Genomic DNA, 16,436 nt, shown 5'->3' on the forward strand with positions numbered 1-16,436 from the left:
AGGAGTTTTCAACATGCAAAATTTGTTTAGTACTTATAAAATAAAAAATCTAGAGCTGAAAAACAGAGTTGTCATGCCGCCGATGTGCCAGTATTCGGTAGAAAAGAAAGATGGAATTGCTAATGACTGGCATTATCTTCATTATGTAAGCAGAGCAGTTGGCGGTACAGGATTTATTATTGTTGAAATGACAGATGTGGAGCCGGATGGTAGAATCACGGATTATGATTTAGGTTTATGGTCTGATGAACAGGTTCCGGCTCTTGCAAAAATTGTAGAGGCTGTACATAGCCATGGAGCAAAAATCGGCATCCAGATCGCTCACGCTGGACGTAAAGCAGAAGATGCAGCTGAACCTGTGGCACCATCCGCGATACCATTTGACGAGAATTCCAAAACACCAAGAGCCCTTACAACAGAAGAAGTGAAAGGAATGGTCGAGAAATTCCGCTTAGCTGTAAGACGTGCGGTACAGGCTGGGTTCGATGCAATCGAAATTCATGGTGCTCACGGTTATCTTATTCACCAATTCCATTCTCCGTTAACGAATAAGCGTGATGATGAATATGGACAGGACCTTACTAAATTCGGCCGTGAGGTTATCGAAGCAGCAAAAGCAGAAATGCCAGTCGATATGCCATTGATTATGCGAATCTCAGCAAAAGAATATGTTGAAGGCGGCTATGACATCGAGGAAAGTATCGAATTCTCTAAAGCTTACAAAGATGCGGGTGCAGACGTGTTTGACATTTCCTCCGGCGGTGAAGGACAGATTGCTGCCTGGGGAAGACCTGGTACACATGCAGCTTACCAAGTTCCATTAGCACGTCAAATCAAAGAAACACTTCAAGTTCCGGTAATGGCCGTCGGCAGACTAGATGATCCAATATTGGCCAATGCCGTTATCGGAAATGAAGAAGCAGATCTTGTACAAGTTGGAAGAGGAATGCTCAGAAATCCATATTGGACTTTGGAAGCTGCAAAACAGTTGAGAAAAGAAAATATCGTACCGAAACAGTATGAAGCTGGATTTTAAATTTTTTCAATGTGCCCCTATAAAAATAGGGGCATTTTATATATCTGATGATAGATTGTGAACACGAGTAAGAGGAGCAGCTATAAAAATAATAAATGACTATAATTCATTAATTAGCATATTACGTACCTTACGTGGATTGTGACGTAATAACCACTTTTCTGACGCTTCTATCATCCATACTCCCATATCATTTAAGTAAAGGATTAATTCATCCGTATTATGAGTTGGGTTTATTGCATACTGAAGAGCTTGCAGCATCTTCTCTTTTTCCTCAGGATAATATCTTGAGAATGCTTCATATGCTGGATATAGGTCTCGGGTATATTGTTTTTCTTCTTCCATTGCTAATGCTAGCCCAGCCCTAATGATAATTTTCATAATCCAGACACAACAATCTAAAATATCTTCTTTAACCTCATTACCTCTAAGATCCTCTTTTGCTTGCACAATCTGGTCTTTTAAATTGATAATATGCTCATTTGCCAGAATTCTATCAGCTTTATAATAAGGTAATTGATCACTTAGATTTTCACCGAAGGCGCATATACTATGAGTTTTGATCATAAAAGGTATGATGGAAAATGTACTAGTATTACAAATATCATCCAGATAAAAAAAGCTCATTTCAACGCCGTTAACACATTTGAAATCTTTGTTTAATTCTTCTTCTGCACTTTTAACCCATTCTAATTCTATATCACTTATTTTTTTAGTAGTGACGCATATCGTATCTAGATCAGAAACACCTAAAATACCTAAACCACGTGGAATTGAACCTCTGATATATACACTATGTAAGTCAGCTCCCAACTGACGTCTATAAGTTTTGACTACCTTTTCAATTAATGTGTAGAAGGTAGAATCGATTTTTTCTATGCTTGCATCATTTATTATGTAACCATCAGAATCATTCAGACAAAAATGCCCGATATTTTTTATATGTGTCAATGTATTGCTCCTTTTATTATGATAAATTTATTTATAGATAGTAGGAAAATAAGGAACAAAATTTATCAAGAGGGTGATTTACTTGAACATACTTTGGGACTTTGATGGGACCTTATTTGATACATATCCTGCTTATACCAATGTCCTTTCTTCTGTTTTAGGAGAAGGAATTGATAAGGAAGATATTTATAGGAAGTTAAAAGTTTCGTATTCTCATGCAATAGAGTACTATGATGTTTCTATAGACAATGAAGCAGAAATAAAAGGTCGCATAAAAAAGTTATTGCCAAAGGATTTAAAACCATTTGATCATGTTGAAGAGATATTGGAGTATGCGACTAAGAATGTGATCATGACCCATAAGCATAGGGAGGGTGTTTTAGCCATACTACAGCATTACGGATGGGAGAAGTACTTTGCTGACATAGTAACAATCGATGATGGTTTCCCTCGTAAGCCTGACCCTTCAGCGTATAAGCATTTGCATACAAGACATGGTATAGACTTAGTCATTGGTGATAGAGATTTAGACCTGCTGCCTGCTAAAGAACTAGGCATCTCAACTTGCATGTATCAGGGAAAAAGCAGCATAGCGGATTATCATTTACAGAATTACGCTGATTTTTTAAGTATTTTAGCCGCTAAGTAAAGGGAAATCATGTGTTTGAAACACCGGTTTCTTCGTAAGTACGTATTAACTTCCATTCTCCATTTTTTCTCCTAAACGTTTGGAAGAATAGGTTAGATGTATTGATTAATTTTCCTTCAAGAGTCATGGTTGCCCTGACAATAGCCATGACTTCTTTTGAATTGAGCGGCAGGACAGTAATTGGAGTTAAGATCCATTCCATTTCTTTATCCTTAAAATATTCAAAGGCTTGCTGCCATCCTGCAACCGACGCTTTCTTACCATGAGTAGATATGACTCCATCTCTTACTTGAATCCCTTCAAATGTTTCATCAATTACTATTTCCATAAAGTCTAAATCAGCAGCTTTCCACTTTGATAAATACTGATTAATGAAAGAATGAAAGTCATCCAATGTTTCTTCCCCCCAATCTAAGTTTGTTGTAAATGTTCCTGTAGTTTATTAACAGATAGTAAAAATGCTAATTTAATAAGCTGCCAGAACGTAGTCTGTGATAAACTGATTTTATCAGAAATTACCATTTGGTGAATAGCTTCCTGGAACAATTATCAGAGAATCTAGATATAGCTATAATCGCTTAAGAGAGAGAAAAAGTGTCTAAGCCAATAGTTGATTTAAGTACCTATAATGCCACGCGGGAAAAAGAAATTTAAAGTTGAGAGAGAAACCATCGCAGGAGCTGTAGGTCATATTGAAGGAGTGCTATGTATTGAAGAAATATCGGTGGTGGTTCTTAGGGACAGGCGCTGTTTTGTTACTGTTTGTCAGCTTCCCATTTGTAGTCATCTATTTGCTAAACAACGGGAATCCCTACACACGCTATTGGACGGAAAAACAAGTTCCCGCACATCTTGAGGCACAGGGCTATACGAAAGGTGATCTGCTTGAAGATCATTGGGTTTTACCTAACTACCGCATAAACAATGACATTTATACAGATGGTTATATGGTTCGTTTCAAGGACGAACCGACTGTTACTTATACATATGGTGTGAAGCGTCACGGCAAGAACGTTGTTCAATATTGCGAGAAAGAGATAGAAGCAACTGATATACAAGACTCTTTCCTCATCTCATCTGGTCCGACTGAACATAGTGAGAGCACTTGCATTAATCACTTGGAAAATCGATGAGATAAAGAAGGAACCTCAGATGGTTTCCTTCTTTATCAGTTCCAATCTTTAGCCATAATAATAAAATTATAAGAATTTCCTCTAATTGTATTTTCAAATTCTCCTCTCTTTACAAAACCTTCTTTTTCGTATGTTCTTATAGCTCGTTTATTAAAGTCTGCAACTGCTAATTCAAGATGGTCATACTTAAACAGTTCTCTGCCTTGTTCAATGATTGCCTTGGAGAATTTTGAGCCATGACCTTGACCCGTCAGCGAAGGTTTCATTTGTAGTCCGACTACTAAAATTTCATTATCATCTTCTTGCACATTATAAAACTCACAATTGCCAGCTAAATTCCCTTTTTCGTCAATAACAGAAAATGCTTGATCTGAGTGGATACTTTGTTTAAGAGAGTCTATCTTTTCTCGCTGTATATTGTTGTCGTAAAAAGAATAAATTCCTTCGTAAGTCCATGTAATGATCTCATTAATATCCTCAGTTGTTCGTTTTCGAATAGAGAATTCCATAAGAGTAAGACCTCTTTCTAATTATTTCATATACTTAAAACTATGATAGACTAATTTTATATAATATTCCAAAAAATATAATTACTAAATTATCCTTTATTGAAGGGGAAGTTGCTATGAACGAAATAAGAGTAGTTATTGGGGCTGGTCCATACGTGAATAATCCTAATTGGATACATACACAAGAGGAAGAATTGAATTTATTAGACGAAAAAACATGGCAAAGCAGGTTTGGTAAAGGTTCCATAAAGGCAATCTTAGCTGAGCATGTATGGGAACATCTCACTTATGAGGAAGGCTTAGAAGCAGCGAAGATTTGCTTATGTTATCTACAGTCTTCTGGCTATATTCGATGTGCTGTTCCCGATGGTTATTTTCCGGATGAAGCTTACCAAAATATTGTAAAGGTTGGAGGGCCTGGACCAGAAGAACATTCGGCTGCCAGTCATAAAATAGTATATAACTATAAGTCGTTAACAAAGATGTTCGAAGCTGCCGGATTTAAGGTTAAGCTGCTTGAGTATTTTGATGAAGAGGGAAACTTTCATCTAAATGCCTGGGAGGGAGCGGATGGATTCATCTTTCGATCCAAGAAGTATGACCCTAGAAACCAAGGCGAAAAAATAGTTGCTCCTTCACTTATAATAGATGCTATTAAGTTGTGATAGAAGGTAAATTTAAGGTCCAGATAGAGTAGGGTAATGAAAATCTTAAAGAAGACAATATCACCACCAGTAATACATACAATAGACTGGGAGAGAGTACCTATGAATAAAGTGATACATATGAAATCATTGAAATATCCCGATATTCCGCACTATGAATGGAAAGGTCGCTTATTGAAAAGAACGCCAGAGTATGTGATGGTGCTTTGTGAAAGTGGCAGAGAGATGAAACACCATACGAAAAATACAATCTTTACAATAGATGTCACGTCGATTGAGTACTTCTTTTTGAAACAAGGTTTTACAGTAGCCATGGAGATTGAAGAAGGAAAAATACGCTCGTATTACTGCAATATTGCGATGCCTTCTGTTCTTAAGGGTAATCAACTTAGTTTTGTGGATTTAGATTTGGATTTAGTGAAAGGAAGAAATGAAGACTGGATGGTTATCGACGAAGATGAATTTGAGATCAACAGTGTAAAGTATGGTTATCCTGCTGAATTAAAAGAATATGCTTTAAAGTCATTAGATGTATTACAAAAGAAAATAAATGAAAATTCGTTTCCGTTTGATGGAAGTGGACTGGGAATAGTAAAAGCATGTTATCCATTGTAAATACCGGAGGGGAAATATGGATTTAAAACGTTTAGAGAAGACATTACATAAAATCAATCAATTTGGTCATTCAAAAGAGGGAGTAACACGCTTAGCCTATTCCAAAGAAGAGCGACAAGCAGCCGAACTTTTTAGCAATCTTTGTAGACAAGAAGGAATGGATGTTCGAATTGATACTTGTGGAAATGTGATAGCACGTAGGGAAGGCAGTAATCCGGATCTTCCGGTCGTAGCATGCGGTTCCCATTTAGATACAGTAATCCAAGGTGGGAGATATGATGGTACATTAGGTGTTATCGCAGCTCTTGAGGTCATTCGCAGCTTGAATGATAAAGGGATTGAAACAAAACATCCCATTGAGATCATTGCATTTGCATGTGAAGAATCTTCAAGATTCGGTGTTTCTACAATAGGCAGCAAGGCAATGGCTGGTTTATTAGAAAATGATTCTATAGCTGATCTAAGGGATAGTGAAGGGAAATCTATTTCCGATATATTTTCTGAATGTTCCCTTAACTTCAAGGAGATACAAAGAAGTATTCGTAAGAAACAGGACTTTAAAGTGTTCTTTGAATTGCACATCGAACAGGGACCAGTATTAGAAAAGCAATTAAAACAGATTGGCATAGTTACAGGAATTGCTGCGCCTACACGATTTGAAATAAATATAAAAGGACAAGCATCACACTCAGGAACAACACCAATGCACTATCGAAAGGACGCCTTTTTGGGTGCAGCGGAAATAGCATTGCAACTGGAGCAGGCCGCAAAAACAGAATCTGGTAATGGAACAGTGGCAACAGTAGGTGCATGTGAAGTAAAACCTGGATCAATGAATGTGATACCAGATTTAGCGACAATGAAAATCGACATACGAGGAACTTCTCTTGATTCAAAGAATAGAGTTATTGAAAGATTATTTACTTCAATTAAACAAGTAGAGGAGAAGCGCAATATTAGTATCGAATATAAAGAGTTGAGTCATGAGCATCCTATCAATCTTAATAAAGAAGTTATTCAATCCTTGGCTGAAAGCTGTGAGCAAAAAGGATATACATATATGCAAATGTCGAGTGGAGCTGGACATGATGCGATGAATATGGCGATGCTTTGTGCTACAGGATTAATCTTTGTCCCTTCCAAGAACGGCTTAAGTCACCATCGTAACGAATATACAGAAATTGAGCAGATTGGTATAGGCGTTAGCTTATTGGAAATGGAAATTCTAAAATGGGCGTAAGCAGAAAGGAAATTAGTGTTATATGCAGCGGCCGATAGGAACCCAGAACAGGGTTCCTATATTAGATGAGATAGTAAGGAAGAAGAAAGATTTTCACTTTCAATCACAAAAGCAGTAAGCCCATTGTCACTTATCGTCTCATGCCATTCTCCTTTATCCCAAAATACTGCATCTCCTGCACATACTTTTTTGAACATATTTTCATTCCCTTTAACAAAACCTTCTCCATTTATAATAAGTAAAAGCTGAGGAGTAACAGCTTGGTGATTTCCGACATGTCCGTTTTCCTCTAGATGCATACAGCCGATATGGGTATGATTATCCATCTTCACAATTTGAGTCATCGTAAAGTTTGAATCGAATTGAGTGATCTGCTTACCGAATTCTTTTGTATATTTATATATTTTCATTATTCATCTCCTTGTTTTACTATCTCAAGGTTTGGCAGACGCAACATGCCAATGCAGAGGCTTTGAATCTGGAGTTTTTCCGCTTAGTACTTCATAGCAATAAAAATCAGTAGTTATAGAAACCTCTTATTTTTAGATTTTACTAATTCTACCTGAGTCTAAATCAATTTTATCTATTAATCTCTGAAGCTCATTAAGATTATTAATTATGTAGTCAGCATGAGCTAATTCTGTCTCATTTGCAAAATCGAAGTTACAACCAATTGAAACTAATCCATTATCCTTTGCAGCACTAATGTCGGAAATGCGGTCACCTACGACTGCGCCTGCCTTAATGTCATATTTATCTATTATTGATTTGACTAAGTCCCCTTTGTTAAGTGTATGGATTTGTTGAATACTGAATGTCTCTGTTACCCACTTGTCTAGATTGTAATAAGTTACAATGGTCTGAAGATATTCAGTTAGGCCATTACTAGCAATGAAGATATCACAGTCATTCTCTTTCAAAAAACGGAAAATCTCATGCACGTTCTGATATAAAGCACCATTCCCGCTCTTGATATTAGCCACAAGTTTTTCTAGGAAATAAATATCTGTTTGCTTTCTAATTTCATTCGAATGTTCAGGAAGCAGGGTTTCCCATACTGTAGGCAGTGGGACTCCCATAATTTTTCGGTATGTATCAATTGGGGTATCAGCATCCCATAGATTCAATAATCGCAAGTGACAGAATGTCTCATCAAGAGATAATTCTAGTATCTTATTCGTTTGAAAGAGGGTACCATCCATATCAAATATTACTGAGGTTTTCATATTTCTATCACTCCGTGCTCTATATTTTGGAATAGTATACTATAATTGTATCATTCAGGTAGCTTAATGGTTGTAAAAGCCTGAATTTTTTCGTGCTCAAATGTCAGTTTCGATTGCAATAGATGGTATTATATACCAAAAGATATAAGCCTTTATAAGGGGGATTCTCGATGTTTGTTGTCAATGTAGAAGGTGCTATCTATCGAAATGGTAAATGGTTGATGATCAGAAGGAGTGAGCAAGAAGAGCATGCGGCAGGATGCCTATCCATGGTTGGCGGTAAGTGTGACTTGGAAGGCATGTCCTCTGATATATTGGAAAGATCGCTGAAGCGTGAAATCTATGAAGAAGTAGGCATTGAAGTAGATGACCTTATTTATGTGAACAGCTCCTCTTTTGTTACGGGTAAGGGGACACACGTTATTGATATTGTTTTTCTTTGTCAGGAAGTAACAGGTGAACCTTATGCAAAGAGCGAAGAAGAGGTGGGAGAAGTGATGTGGATGACGACACATGAAATTATTTCTCAGAAGGAAACTCCAGCATATTTAAAGGAGAATATTCAGTTGGCAGAGAAGAAACTTGCAGCGAATTGATACTTTATGTTGTTTCAATGGAGGAATCGGAATGAATCTAAGAGAGCTGAAATTCTCAGATGCTAAAGAAGTAGCGCGCTTAACTATTCAGTTGGGATATCTAGTTGAAATAGATGTAATATCGCAGCGTCTAATCTTTCTATTGCAGTCAAGCAATCACAAAGTATTTGTATCGGAGGAAAGTGAAAATAACCTATCCGGATGGGTTCACATCTATGGGAAGCATTTAATTGAATTGCAGTATGCAGAAATTGGCGGTCTTGTGGTAGATAAACATTATCGTAAAAGAGGTATAGGTGCTCACCTAATGAAAAAGTGCGAGGAATGGGCAAGACTTAAAGGATACCAGGAAATAAGGCTTCGTTCTGGCAGCCAACGTGTTGATGCCCATAATTTCTATAGGGGAATTGGTTATGAAAATGTGAATTCTCAAGAGCTATTTGTTAAGTCAACTACATATTAGAATACCCAGTTAATATGTTTGGTTTAGGAGTTATGAGCGTATCCATTTTGTCTAGTCGTCCTGTTTCATCATCACTCAAAAGTGGAACAAGTATCCATGACATAACTTCAGTAAAGGAGACTTGATCATGGAACCAAAAGATATGCAAACAGACGGTACGCCAAAACAGGAACAGGATCGGCAGCCTGGTATTGAAGCACGGATGGAGCCGCTGCCGCATCAGCCGCATAATTACAAAGGAGCAGGTCGGCTGCAGGATAAAGCGGCGCTGATCACTGGCGGCGATTCTGGGATTGGTCGCGCGGTAGCAATTTTGTATGCGAAAGAAGGCGCAGATGTTGCTATCTCCTATCTTGATGAACAAGAGGACGCAGAAGAGACGAAGCGTTTGGTTGAAGCAGAAGGAAGAAAATGCTTGTTGCTGCCCGGTGATATCAAAGATGAAGCGCATTGTGTCGATTTAGTAGAGAAGACAGTTGCGAAGTTTGGCAAGCTTAATATCTTGGTGAGCAATGCAGCTATCCAATATGTAGTTGACGATGTGCTGGATATCTCAAGTGCACAATTTGATGAAGTGTTCCGCACAAACTTCTATCCTTTGTTCTATTTGACGAAGGCGAGTGTCAAACATATGAAGGAAGGTGATTCCATCATCGCGACTTCCTCCATAAATGCTTTTCAGGGCAATGCCATCTTCATGGATTACTCGGCAACGAAGGGTGCTATTACAGCTTGGATCCGCAGTATTGCGCAGAGCCTGGCAAGCAAAGGAATCCGTGCGAATTCTGTTGCACCTGGTCCGGTATGGACACCGCTTATCCCAGCTTCCATACCGGCAGACCATATTGAAAGCTTCGGACAAAGCAACTTGATGGGACGACCAGGTCAACCTTCTGAACACGCATGGCCTTATGTGATGCTTGCTTCTGATGAGAGCTCCTATATGACAGGTCAGACAATTCATATCAATGGAGGACAGTGGACATCATCCTGATTGTATGAAGAAAGCACCAGCTTGCTGGTGCTTCTTTTTTATGCGTTCACTTGTGATCTTTCTGATGGTGCATAGGCATCCAAATAGTTGGCACTCCAATCGTCAATATGCAGCTTCAGAATTTGGTCGATGGCAAGCAGATTTTCCTTGCTGAGAGTCAAGTCCTCAACACCTGTGACTTCATCCAGCTGATCTGGCGTATATGCACCCCAGATAGCTACATCTACCCCGTCCTGTTCAAGTACCCAGCACATCGCTAATTGAGCGATTGTCTTATCACGGCTCGCGGCGAAGTTCTTCAATTGCTCGACCGCATCAAGGACTGCTTCGTATCTGCCACTTTCAAATAATGGGTGTGAAGAACGGAAGTCATCTTCTGAAAATGTAGTGGACTTCGTTAGTGCCCCTGCCAGCAAGCCATGTGACATTGGTTCCCAGGCTAAACCGCCGATATTATGCTGTTTTGCGTAATCAAACCAATCCCATAGGCCGCGCTGCAGCATGTTGAACTGATTTTGCGTGACATGAAGTGGTGCTTCTTGCTGGAAGGCCTCCATTTCCTGTGGTGTAAAATTACTGACTCCGATAGCTCGAATTTTACCTTTTTTGTGTAAGTTGTTCATAACGCCGGCGAGCTCTTCCATAGGAATTTCATGGTCAGGCCAATGCACTTGATATAGATCCAGATAATCAGTTCCTAAACGCTTCAGGGTCAGATCCAGTTCCTTTTCCACATTTTCTGGACGCATATCACGGAACAGTTGCTTGTCATCAGTCCAATTGACTCCAGGCTTTCCGGCCAGGACGAGCTTGTCACGAGGTATGCTTGATTCCTGCAGTGCTTTGCCGATAAATTCCTCTGATCTTCCGAGCCCATAATCAGGGGCAGTATCGATTAAATTGATGCCTTGGTCGAGTGCAGCATGGACGGTATGTTTGGCACTGTCCTCATCTGGTTCACGCTGCCACAAATATCCTCCCATGGCCCATGTTCCTAAAGCAATTTGTGTTACTTCCAAATCACTTGTTCCAAGTGTCACTTTCTTCAAGTTAAGTCATTCCTTTCTCATGTGCTTTTGGAAATTGTGTTCCCGTCTTTTGGAAAACAAAACACATGAGCAAGGTTATCATTTAGGGCCAAAACGCCGGAATAGTGAGCGGATACCGAAATAGATAGTACTGCCAATTGCTAAGATTATAATCAAGAGTGTGATCGTATTTCCCATAGATTTTCTCCTTTTCAAGGTCCGATTTGGAATAAACGCAAAATGCCGCGGCCGATCCATAGGAGTAGGCGAAAAGGCAAAAACAGTAGCTCTGGTACCCAAAGCAGAATATCGAGAATATCCCATTTGTGATTCGGATCAGCTTCCCTTTTTCGTTTTCTCCGTCGTTCCCGCAGTGTCAACAGTCATCTCTCCCTTTTGGAAAAAATAGGTTATATTCATCTTATCATAATTTACTAACAAAACGTGTTATTCAGAGCATGTTCAAGCTAACTCACCTTGACAAATGTTAAGATCCGGAACACTATAAAAGAAAGCGCTTTCCAATAAGGATCAAGCAGAGACTTGATAAAGGGGTGTCATGCATTTTGGATACAAAGGGATTGTGCAGGACATTAATTGTCGATGATGAAATTCTTATCCGACAAGGTATCAAACACTACCTGAATTGGGAGAAGGAAGGGTTCACAATAGTAGGGGAGGCTTCAAACGGAAAAGAAGCTTTGGAACTGATCGAATCGCTGAACCCACATATTGTTATTACAGATGTCGTCATGCCGATTATGGACGGAGAAGCTTTGACGAGGATTGTAAATGAAAAATATCCGCATATCGGACTGATCGTATTGAGCAGCTTCAGTGAATTCGATTATGTAAGAAGTGCTTTTCAGAACGGAGTTATCGACTATATTCTTAAACCAAAGCTGAATGCAGAAGTGTTGCTAAAGGCTCTGCGCCTTGCGACAGGACAATTGGAAGGGTTTCATCTCAGCAGTGAGGGAGAGCATGAGCAAACATTAAAGGATAAATTAAGATGTCTTTATGAGGGAACAGATGTCTCTTTTGAGGAAGAAGAAACATCTTATTTTCCATATAAGTATTTTCAAGTACTAAGCTATAGTCTTGAAGCTGATAAAACTGGTAAGCCGTTCCATGAATATATTGCTAATCAAGATGGAAACCTGACATCAATTTTAACAACTTCAAATCTACATATTTACTTGTGGAATGGCAACCAAATGTTTAGTGAAGATGTAATTTCACGATTACCTAAATCAAGTTCTGTTTGCAGTACACGAGCTTTCGATGACCTTTTAGAACTGAAAGGAAAGCAAAAGGAAATCGAAAAGTTGGAGAGTTATCGGTTCTTCTTTCCGGAGAAGTTGTATCTGTCTGAAGCTATCTTGCCGCTTCCGCCTGGTGAGAGAAAGGTGTTTCAATTAGATCGCTTTATTGAAGAGTGCAAAAGGGACAATTTTCAAGAGGCTTTTTCTTATTTAGAGGAACATATCGGGCAGATGGTGCTTGATTACCAACAAGATATCGTCGAATATAAAGCATTTCTTAATAATATTATGTTCAATTTAATTGTACTGCTTGGCAATATGAATTATCAGACAGAGGAGCTGGAGAAAAAGAAGTATACGTATTTCCAACAAGTTGGCCAGTCAACTGATGTTTATGCAGCCAATCAGACGGTTGAATCATTCTTGAAGGAAGTAAAGCGGATTGTGGAAACAGAAGAAGGACAGGGACATATGCGGAAACTGACAGACTATATCAAGGCGCATTATCATGAATCGTTATCATTATCTGATATTGCGAACCATTTCCATTTCAGCCCTTCTTATTTATCTAATTATTTTTCCACGAATAGTAAGGAGGGGTTCAGCGAGTATCTTAATCGTGTCCGGATTGAGGCAGCTATTACCTTGCTTAGACAAAACGATATCCCTATCTCAAAGATAAGTGAGCAGGTCGGTTTCTCAGATCATAGTTATTTTTGTCGTGTTTTTAAAAAGCAAACGAGCTATTCTCCTTCGCAATACCGGCGAAAACGGATAATGAGCTGAGGAGGAATAGCTGATGAAGATTAAAGACCAGCTTCAGCCTAATGGCCTGTTTATGAAGATGTTCCTTATAACAGTTGCACTTATTATTTTAGTAGCTATCACCGTAATACTTACGACTATTCGAATGGCTGAACAATTCTTCGTTGAGAAGTTCAGCATCACCAATTCGCAAATAATCGATCAAATTCAATATGATTTCGAGGAGTTGAATTACAGCATTGTAATGGCTGCTACTGATATCGGTCAGAGCAGCACAATTGAGGCTTATTTATCAGAGAAGGAGCCGGATAATGAGCGTATCATGAGTCTTTACCTCGTGATGAGCCAAATTGATCATCTACGGGAACAGCTAGGTGATCAAAACGTAGAAATTGCAATCGCTGATCAGGATGCAATCTCATACAGGACGAACTTTACGTATTGGCCTACTAATCCAACAGATATTCGTAACCATGACATTACGGAAACGATTATCAAGGAGCCGAACAAGCTGCTTTATTTTCAGGATTCACGAGAAGCATCTGATAATTACGTGATCGCGGCGAAGGCTCTACTTGATCGGGAAACAGATCAATCCTATGGTGCGGTGTACTTTCCGATTAAAGAGGGGCAGCTGCGTTCCTTTTACACAGACTATGTAAAGCCGGGGAATGATTTTTATGTGCTGGATCAAAACGGCAAAGTGGTCTCAAGCAGTTTAACGAATGTAATTGGACAATCGCTTCCAGAGCTTAGTCAGGAAGCGGAGAATATGCAAACTGACGGAGAAACATACCGGGAGGTCAAGTTTCAGGATACAAATCAAATTATGCTGGCAGAATATCTGCCTTATTTTGATATGTACCTTATAAATATGGTGGATAAGCAGACCGCTGTAGGCAATCTGATTGATACAAAGCAAATTGCATTATTGCTTATAGGTGTTGTTGTTCTTGCTCTAATCATTGTTTTCCTTGTTACGAAGCGGCTGACCAACTCCCTATCGAAACTTGTTAAAGACATTGAAGCAGTACCACAGAAAGGACTCAAGCGGCGCCTCGTATATGAAGGTACATACGAAACAAACCAAATTGGTCTTGCTTTCAACAGCATGATGGATGAACTCCAAGTGTATGTAGAAAAACTCATCGAAGCGCAAAAACAGCAGCGCCATGCTGAGCTGGCTGCATTGCAGCAGCAAATTAATCCGCATTTCCTCTATAATACAATGGCTTCCATCAAGTTCCTGGTCATGATGGGGGAAAGAGAAGAAGCTGAAAAAACGATTGATGCATTCATTACTCTTTTGCAAAATACAATCGGCAACGTTGATGAATCAGTTACCGTAGAGTTGGAACTACAGAATTTAAAAAACTATGTGCTAATCAATCAAAAAAGATACGGGGATAGGATTCAGGTACAGTTCATGGTGTCTCCTGATTGTTTGGACTATCTTATTCCGAAGCTGATATTGCAGCCTTTTATCGAGAACTCATTTTTCCATGCTTTCAATAAAAAGGCTAAAGGTACAATTTCGGTGCTTGTATGGAAAGAAGCAGACGATCTTGTATGTGAAATAGCCGATGATGGCGATGGGATGGCAGCTTGTAAAGATCTGCCCAATACGAACCGCAATCGACAACTGTTTTCCGGTATAGGAGTTAAAAATGTGCATGAACGAATGCAGCTTCTATATGGGACAAATTATGGTGTGTCCATCACCAGTGAGACAGGGCAGGGTACGAAAGTGAGGTTAAGACTGCCTGCAGTAAAAGAAGATGAAAGAGATGTAATTTAATCCCATAGCTGGCCGTCTATACTGTCGACTTTAGAGATCGGTATAAGAAAAAAACAAGAGAAAAAATACAAATAACAAAAAATAATCCTAATTCATCATAATGAAAGCGTTATCAATATAGAGATTAAATCCTAGTTTGACTCAATAAATTCCTAACAGAAGATAGCGGACGCATGCTAAGATTTAACCAGAAAGACAGCGCTTACAAAAATGAGGGGGTAAACACGATGAAGAAGTTTTTAGCACTTTTATTTGTTAGTTTGCTCGTTCTGTCTGCGTGTTCTTCGGGTTCCGGCTCGGAAGCAGATGCAGATACGAACGATATCAAAGTTTGGGCATGGGATCCAAACTTCAATATAAAAGCAGCGGAGCTTGCGAAAACAGCTTATCAAGAAGAAAACAGTGAGCTGAATGTGGAAATTATCGAGTACGCACAGGATGATATCATCCAAAAGCTGAACACAAGTCTCAGCTCTGGGACAACGAAAGGTCTTCCGAATGTCGTTTTGATTGAGGACTATCGTGCACAAAGCTTCTTGCAGTCTTATCCGGATATGTTTTACGCGGTAGACGATGCAATCTCAATCGATGACTTTGCAAAGTACAAACAGCCGCCAACTAGCTTCGAAGGCAAGCAGTATGGAGTTCCTTTCGATTCTGGTGTAGCTGGTTTGTATGTACGAACTGACTACTTGGAAGAAGCAGGCTACAGCATCGATGATCTACAGGATGCTGATTGGGAGAAAGTGATTGAAATTGGTACAGCAGTCAAGGATGCTACAGGCAAGCAAATGATCACGCAGGATCCAAAAGATCTTGGTCTATTGCGTATGATGATCCAGACAAGTGGTGCGTGGTATTTGGAGGAAGATGGTGTAACACCGAATATCGCTAATAATGATGCGCTGAAAGAAGCATTCCGTCTATATAAGGAAATGATCGATGCAGACTTGGTAAAACCGCATGCAGACTGGAGTCAGTATATTGCCACGATTAATAATGGAGACATTTCCATGCTGCCAAGCGGAAACTGGATCACACCTTCCGTTAAAGCGGAAGCATCCCAATCAGGTAAATGGGCCGTAGCACCGTTTCCTAAGCTCCCTGGCATGGAATCAGTAAATGCATCAAACTTGGGCGGTAGCTCCTGGTATGTACTGAACATCCCAGGTAAAGAAAAAGCAGCTGAATTCTTAGGGCAGACATTCGGTGCCGATGGTGATTTCCATCAGCAGTTTGTTGAAGAAGTAGGCGGTGTCGGAACCTATCAGCCTGCAGCAGAAGGAGATGCTTACCAAGCAGAAGATGAATTCTTTGGCGGTCAGAAGATAATGTCTGATTTCGCAGCTTGGACAGAAGAAATTCCACAGGTCAATTACGGTCTTCATACGTATGTGATCGAGGATATCCTTGCGAATGAAATCCAGAAATATTTGCAGGGCGAAGATTTAGATACGGTGATGGAAAACGCACAATCGCTGGCAGAACAGCAAGCGAAGTAAT

Annotated in this window: 19 protein-coding genes; 12 read left to right on the forward strand and 7 right to left on the reverse strand. The window is 39.4% G+C overall.

Annotation, left to right across the window (positions count from 1 at the left end; translation table 11 throughout):
- Nucleotides 1–13 precede the first annotated feature (13 nt).
- Nucleotides 14–1,036, forward strand: a complete 1,023-nt coding sequence (locus CHH48_RS00195; protein ID WP_095217355.1) for an NADH:flavin oxidoreductase/NADH oxidase — start codon at nucleotides 14–16, stop codon at nucleotides 1,034–1,036.
- A gap of 99 nt (nucleotides 1,037–1,135) precedes the next feature.
- Here the strand turns inward: CHH48_RS00195 and CHH48_RS00200 are convergent, their stop codons facing one another.
- Complete coding sequence (locus CHH48_RS00200) at nucleotides 1,136–1,987, reverse strand: nucleotidyltransferase (RefSeq protein ID WP_095217356.1); 852 nt, start codon at nucleotides 1,985–1,987, stop codon at nucleotides 1,136–1,138.
- Nucleotides 1,988–2,069: 82 nt separating this feature from the next.
- Between CHH48_RS00200 and CHH48_RS00205 the strand changes: the two genes are divergently transcribed.
- Complete coding sequence (locus CHH48_RS00205) at nucleotides 2,070–2,636, forward strand: HAD-IA family hydrolase (RefSeq protein ID WP_095217357.1); 567 nt, start codon at nucleotides 2,070–2,072, stop codon at nucleotides 2,634–2,636.
- 7 nt (nucleotides 2,637–2,643) lie between these two features.
- Here the strand turns inward: CHH48_RS00205 and CHH48_RS00210 are convergent, their stop codons facing one another.
- On the reverse strand, nucleotides 2,644–3,030 hold the full coding sequence (locus CHH48_RS00210; protein WP_095217358.1) for a hypothetical protein: 387 nt from the start codon (nucleotides 3,028–3,030) through the stop codon (nucleotides 2,644–2,646).
- 316 nt (nucleotides 3,031–3,346) lie between these two features.
- Here CHH48_RS00210 and CHH48_RS00215 point away from each other — a divergent pair, with 316 nt between their 5' ends.
- Nucleotides 3,347–3,769, forward strand: coding sequence for a DUF3139 domain-containing protein (locus tag CHH48_RS00215; protein WP_176466488.1), 423 nt, complete (start codon nucleotides 3,347–3,349; stop codon nucleotides 3,767–3,769).
- Nucleotides 3,770–3,804: 35 nt separating this feature from the next.
- Here CHH48_RS00215 and CHH48_RS00220 read toward each other — a convergent pair whose 3' ends face one another.
- Nucleotides 3,805–4,278, reverse strand: coding sequence for a GNAT family N-acetyltransferase (locus CHH48_RS00220; protein ID WP_095217360.1), 474 nt, complete (start codon nucleotides 4,276–4,278; stop codon nucleotides 3,805–3,807).
- Nucleotides 4,279–4,394: 116 nt separating this feature from the next.
- Here CHH48_RS00220 and CHH48_RS00225 point away from each other — a divergent pair, with 116 nt between their 5' ends.
- The 3 genes from CHH48_RS00225 (at nucleotide 4,395) to CHH48_RS00235 (ending at nucleotide 6,798) form a co-directional block, all read left to right on the forward strand.
- Nucleotides 4,395–4,943: a class I SAM-dependent methyltransferase gene (locus CHH48_RS00225; RefSeq protein ID WP_095217361.1), complete on the forward strand. Its 549-nt coding sequence runs from the start codon at nucleotides 4,395–4,397 to the stop codon at nucleotides 4,941–4,943.
- Between the two features lie 102 nt (nucleotides 4,944–5,045).
- The gene (locus CHH48_RS00230) at nucleotides 5,046–5,558 is read left to right on the forward strand and encodes a DUF402 domain-containing protein (protein ID WP_245840418.1); all 513 of its coding nucleotides are present in this window, start codon (nucleotides 5,046–5,048) and stop codon (nucleotides 5,556–5,558) included.
- 16 nt (nucleotides 5,559–5,574) lie between these two features.
- Nucleotides 5,575–6,798: a Zn-dependent hydrolase gene (locus CHH48_RS00235; RefSeq protein ID WP_095217362.1), complete on the forward strand. Its 1,224-nt coding sequence runs from the start codon at nucleotides 5,575–5,577 to the stop codon at nucleotides 6,796–6,798.
- Nucleotides 6,799–6,854: 56 nt separating this feature from the next.
- Here CHH48_RS00235 and CHH48_RS00240 read toward each other — a convergent pair whose 3' ends face one another.
- Both CHH48_RS00240 and CHH48_RS00245 read right to left on the reverse strand, forming a co-directional pair.
- Nucleotides 6,855–7,208 (reverse strand): cupin, encoded by a 354-nt coding sequence (locus CHH48_RS00240; RefSeq protein ID WP_095217363.1) that lies wholly within the window; start codon nucleotides 7,206–7,208, stop codon nucleotides 6,855–6,857.
- 132 nt (nucleotides 7,209–7,340) lie between these two features.
- On the reverse strand, nucleotides 7,341–8,024 hold the full coding sequence (locus tag CHH48_RS00245; RefSeq protein ID WP_095217364.1) for an HAD hydrolase-like protein: 684 nt from the start codon (nucleotides 8,022–8,024) through the stop codon (nucleotides 7,341–7,343).
- 170 nt (nucleotides 8,025–8,194) lie between these two features.
- On the opposite strand from CHH48_RS00245, the gene CHH48_RS00250 reads away from it, so the two are divergent.
- From CHH48_RS00250 to CHH48_RS00260, 3 genes are all read left to right on the forward strand, one after another.
- Nucleotides 8,195–8,620 carry an NUDIX hydrolase gene (locus CHH48_RS00250; RefSeq protein WP_095217365.1) on the forward strand — a complete coding sequence of 142 codons (426 nt, stop codon included), beginning with the start codon at nucleotides 8,195–8,197 and terminating at the stop codon, nucleotides 8,618–8,620.
- A gap of 31 nt (nucleotides 8,621–8,651) precedes the next feature.
- On the forward strand, nucleotides 8,652–9,083 hold the full coding sequence (locus tag CHH48_RS00255; protein WP_095217366.1) for a GNAT family N-acetyltransferase: 432 nt from the start codon (nucleotides 8,652–8,654) through the stop codon (nucleotides 9,081–9,083).
- A 127-nt stretch (nucleotides 9,084–9,210) separates the two neighbouring features.
- Nucleotides 9,211–10,077 carry an SDR family oxidoreductase gene (locus tag CHH48_RS00260; RefSeq protein WP_095217367.1) on the forward strand — a complete coding sequence of 289 codons (867 nt, stop codon included), beginning with the start codon at nucleotides 9,211–9,213 and terminating at the stop codon, nucleotides 10,075–10,077.
- A gap of 38 nt (nucleotides 10,078–10,115) precedes the next feature.
- On the opposite strand, the gene CHH48_RS00265 is transcribed toward CHH48_RS00260, so the two are convergent.
- Together CHH48_RS00265 and CHH48_RS19375 are read right to left on the reverse strand one after the other, a co-directional pair.
- Nucleotides 10,116–11,117: an aldo/keto reductase gene (locus tag CHH48_RS00265; protein WP_245840420.1), complete on the reverse strand. Its 1,002-nt coding sequence runs from the start codon at nucleotides 11,115–11,117 to the stop codon at nucleotides 10,116–10,118.
- Between the two features lie 200 nt (nucleotides 11,118–11,317).
- Nucleotides 11,318–11,485: a hypothetical protein gene (locus CHH48_RS19375; RefSeq protein WP_176466489.1), complete on the reverse strand. Its 168-nt coding sequence runs from the start codon at nucleotides 11,483–11,485 to the stop codon at nucleotides 11,318–11,320.
- Between the two features lie 186 nt (nucleotides 11,486–11,671).
- Here CHH48_RS19375 and CHH48_RS00270 point away from each other — a divergent pair, with 186 nt between their 5' ends.
- The 3 genes from CHH48_RS00270 to CHH48_RS00280 all read left to right on the forward strand — a co-directional run bounded on the left by CHH48_RS00270 (nucleotide 11,672) and on the right by CHH48_RS00280 (nucleotide 16,435).
- Nucleotides 11,672–13,156, forward strand: coding sequence for a response regulator transcription factor (locus CHH48_RS00270; protein WP_095217369.1), 1,485 nt, complete (start codon nucleotides 11,672–11,674; stop codon nucleotides 13,154–13,156).
- A gap of 13 nt (nucleotides 13,157–13,169) precedes the next feature.
- Entirely contained in the window at nucleotides 13,170–14,933 is a 1,764-nt protein-coding gene (locus CHH48_RS00275; protein ID WP_095217370.1) for a sensor histidine kinase, read from the forward strand.
- A 227-nt stretch (nucleotides 14,934–15,160) separates the two neighbouring features.
- Nucleotides 15,161–16,435 carry an ABC transporter substrate-binding protein gene (locus CHH48_RS00280; protein ID WP_095217371.1) on the forward strand — a complete coding sequence of 425 codons (1,275 nt, stop codon included), beginning with the start codon at nucleotides 15,161–15,163 and terminating at the stop codon, nucleotides 16,433–16,435.
- The last annotated feature ends 1 nt before the right edge of the window (nucleotide 16,436 follow it).

The sequence above is a fragment of the Terribacillus saccharophilus genome, from assembly GCF_002272075.1.
GTDB lineage: Bacteria > Bacillota > Bacilli > Bacillales > Amphibacillaceae > Terribacillus > Terribacillus saccharophilus_A.

Excerpts from the sequence above, each read along its gene's own strand:
- CHH48_RS00195 (WP_095217355.1), top strand. The coding sequence starts at position 14 with ATGCAAAATTTGTTTAGTACTTATAAAATAAAAAATCTAGAGCTGAAA.
- CHH48_RS00220 (WP_095217360.1), bottom strand. The coding sequence starts at position 4,278 with ATGGAATTCTCTATTCGAAAACGAACAACTGAGGATATTAATGAGATC.
- CHH48_RS00225 (WP_095217361.1), top strand. The coding sequence starts at position 4,395 with ATGAACGAAATAAGAGTAGTTATTGGGGCTGGTCCATACGTGAATAAT.
- CHH48_RS00230 (WP_245840418.1), top strand. The coding sequence starts at position 5,046 with ATGAATAAAGTGATACATATGAAATCATTGAAATATCCCGATATTCCG.
- CHH48_RS00235 (WP_095217362.1), top strand. The coding sequence starts at position 5,575 with ATGGATTTAAAACGTTTAGAGAAGACATTACATAAAATCAATCAATTT.
- CHH48_RS00240 (WP_095217363.1), bottom strand. The coding sequence starts at position 7,208 with ATGAAAATATATAAATATACAAAAGAATTCGGTAAGCAGATCACTCAA.
- CHH48_RS00245 (WP_095217364.1), bottom strand. The coding sequence starts at position 8,024 with ATGAAAACCTCAGTAATATTTGATATGGATGGTACCCTCTTTCAAACG.
- CHH48_RS00250 (WP_095217365.1), top strand. The coding sequence starts at position 8,195 with ATGTTTGTTGTCAATGTAGAAGGTGCTATCTATCGAAATGGTAAATGG.
- CHH48_RS00255 (WP_095217366.1), top strand. The coding sequence starts at position 8,652 with ATGAATCTAAGAGAGCTGAAATTCTCAGATGCTAAAGAAGTAGCGCGC.
- CHH48_RS00260 (WP_095217367.1), top strand. The coding sequence starts at position 9,211 with ATGGAACCAAAAGATATGCAAACAGACGGTACGCCAAAACAGGAACAG.
- CHH48_RS00275 (WP_095217370.1), top strand. The coding sequence starts at position 13,170 with ATGAAGATTAAAGACCAGCTTCAGCCTAATGGCCTGTTTATGAAGATG.
- CHH48_RS00280 (WP_095217371.1), top strand. The coding sequence starts at position 15,161 with ATGAAGAAGTTTTTAGCACTTTTATTTGTTAGTTTGCTCGTTCTGTCT.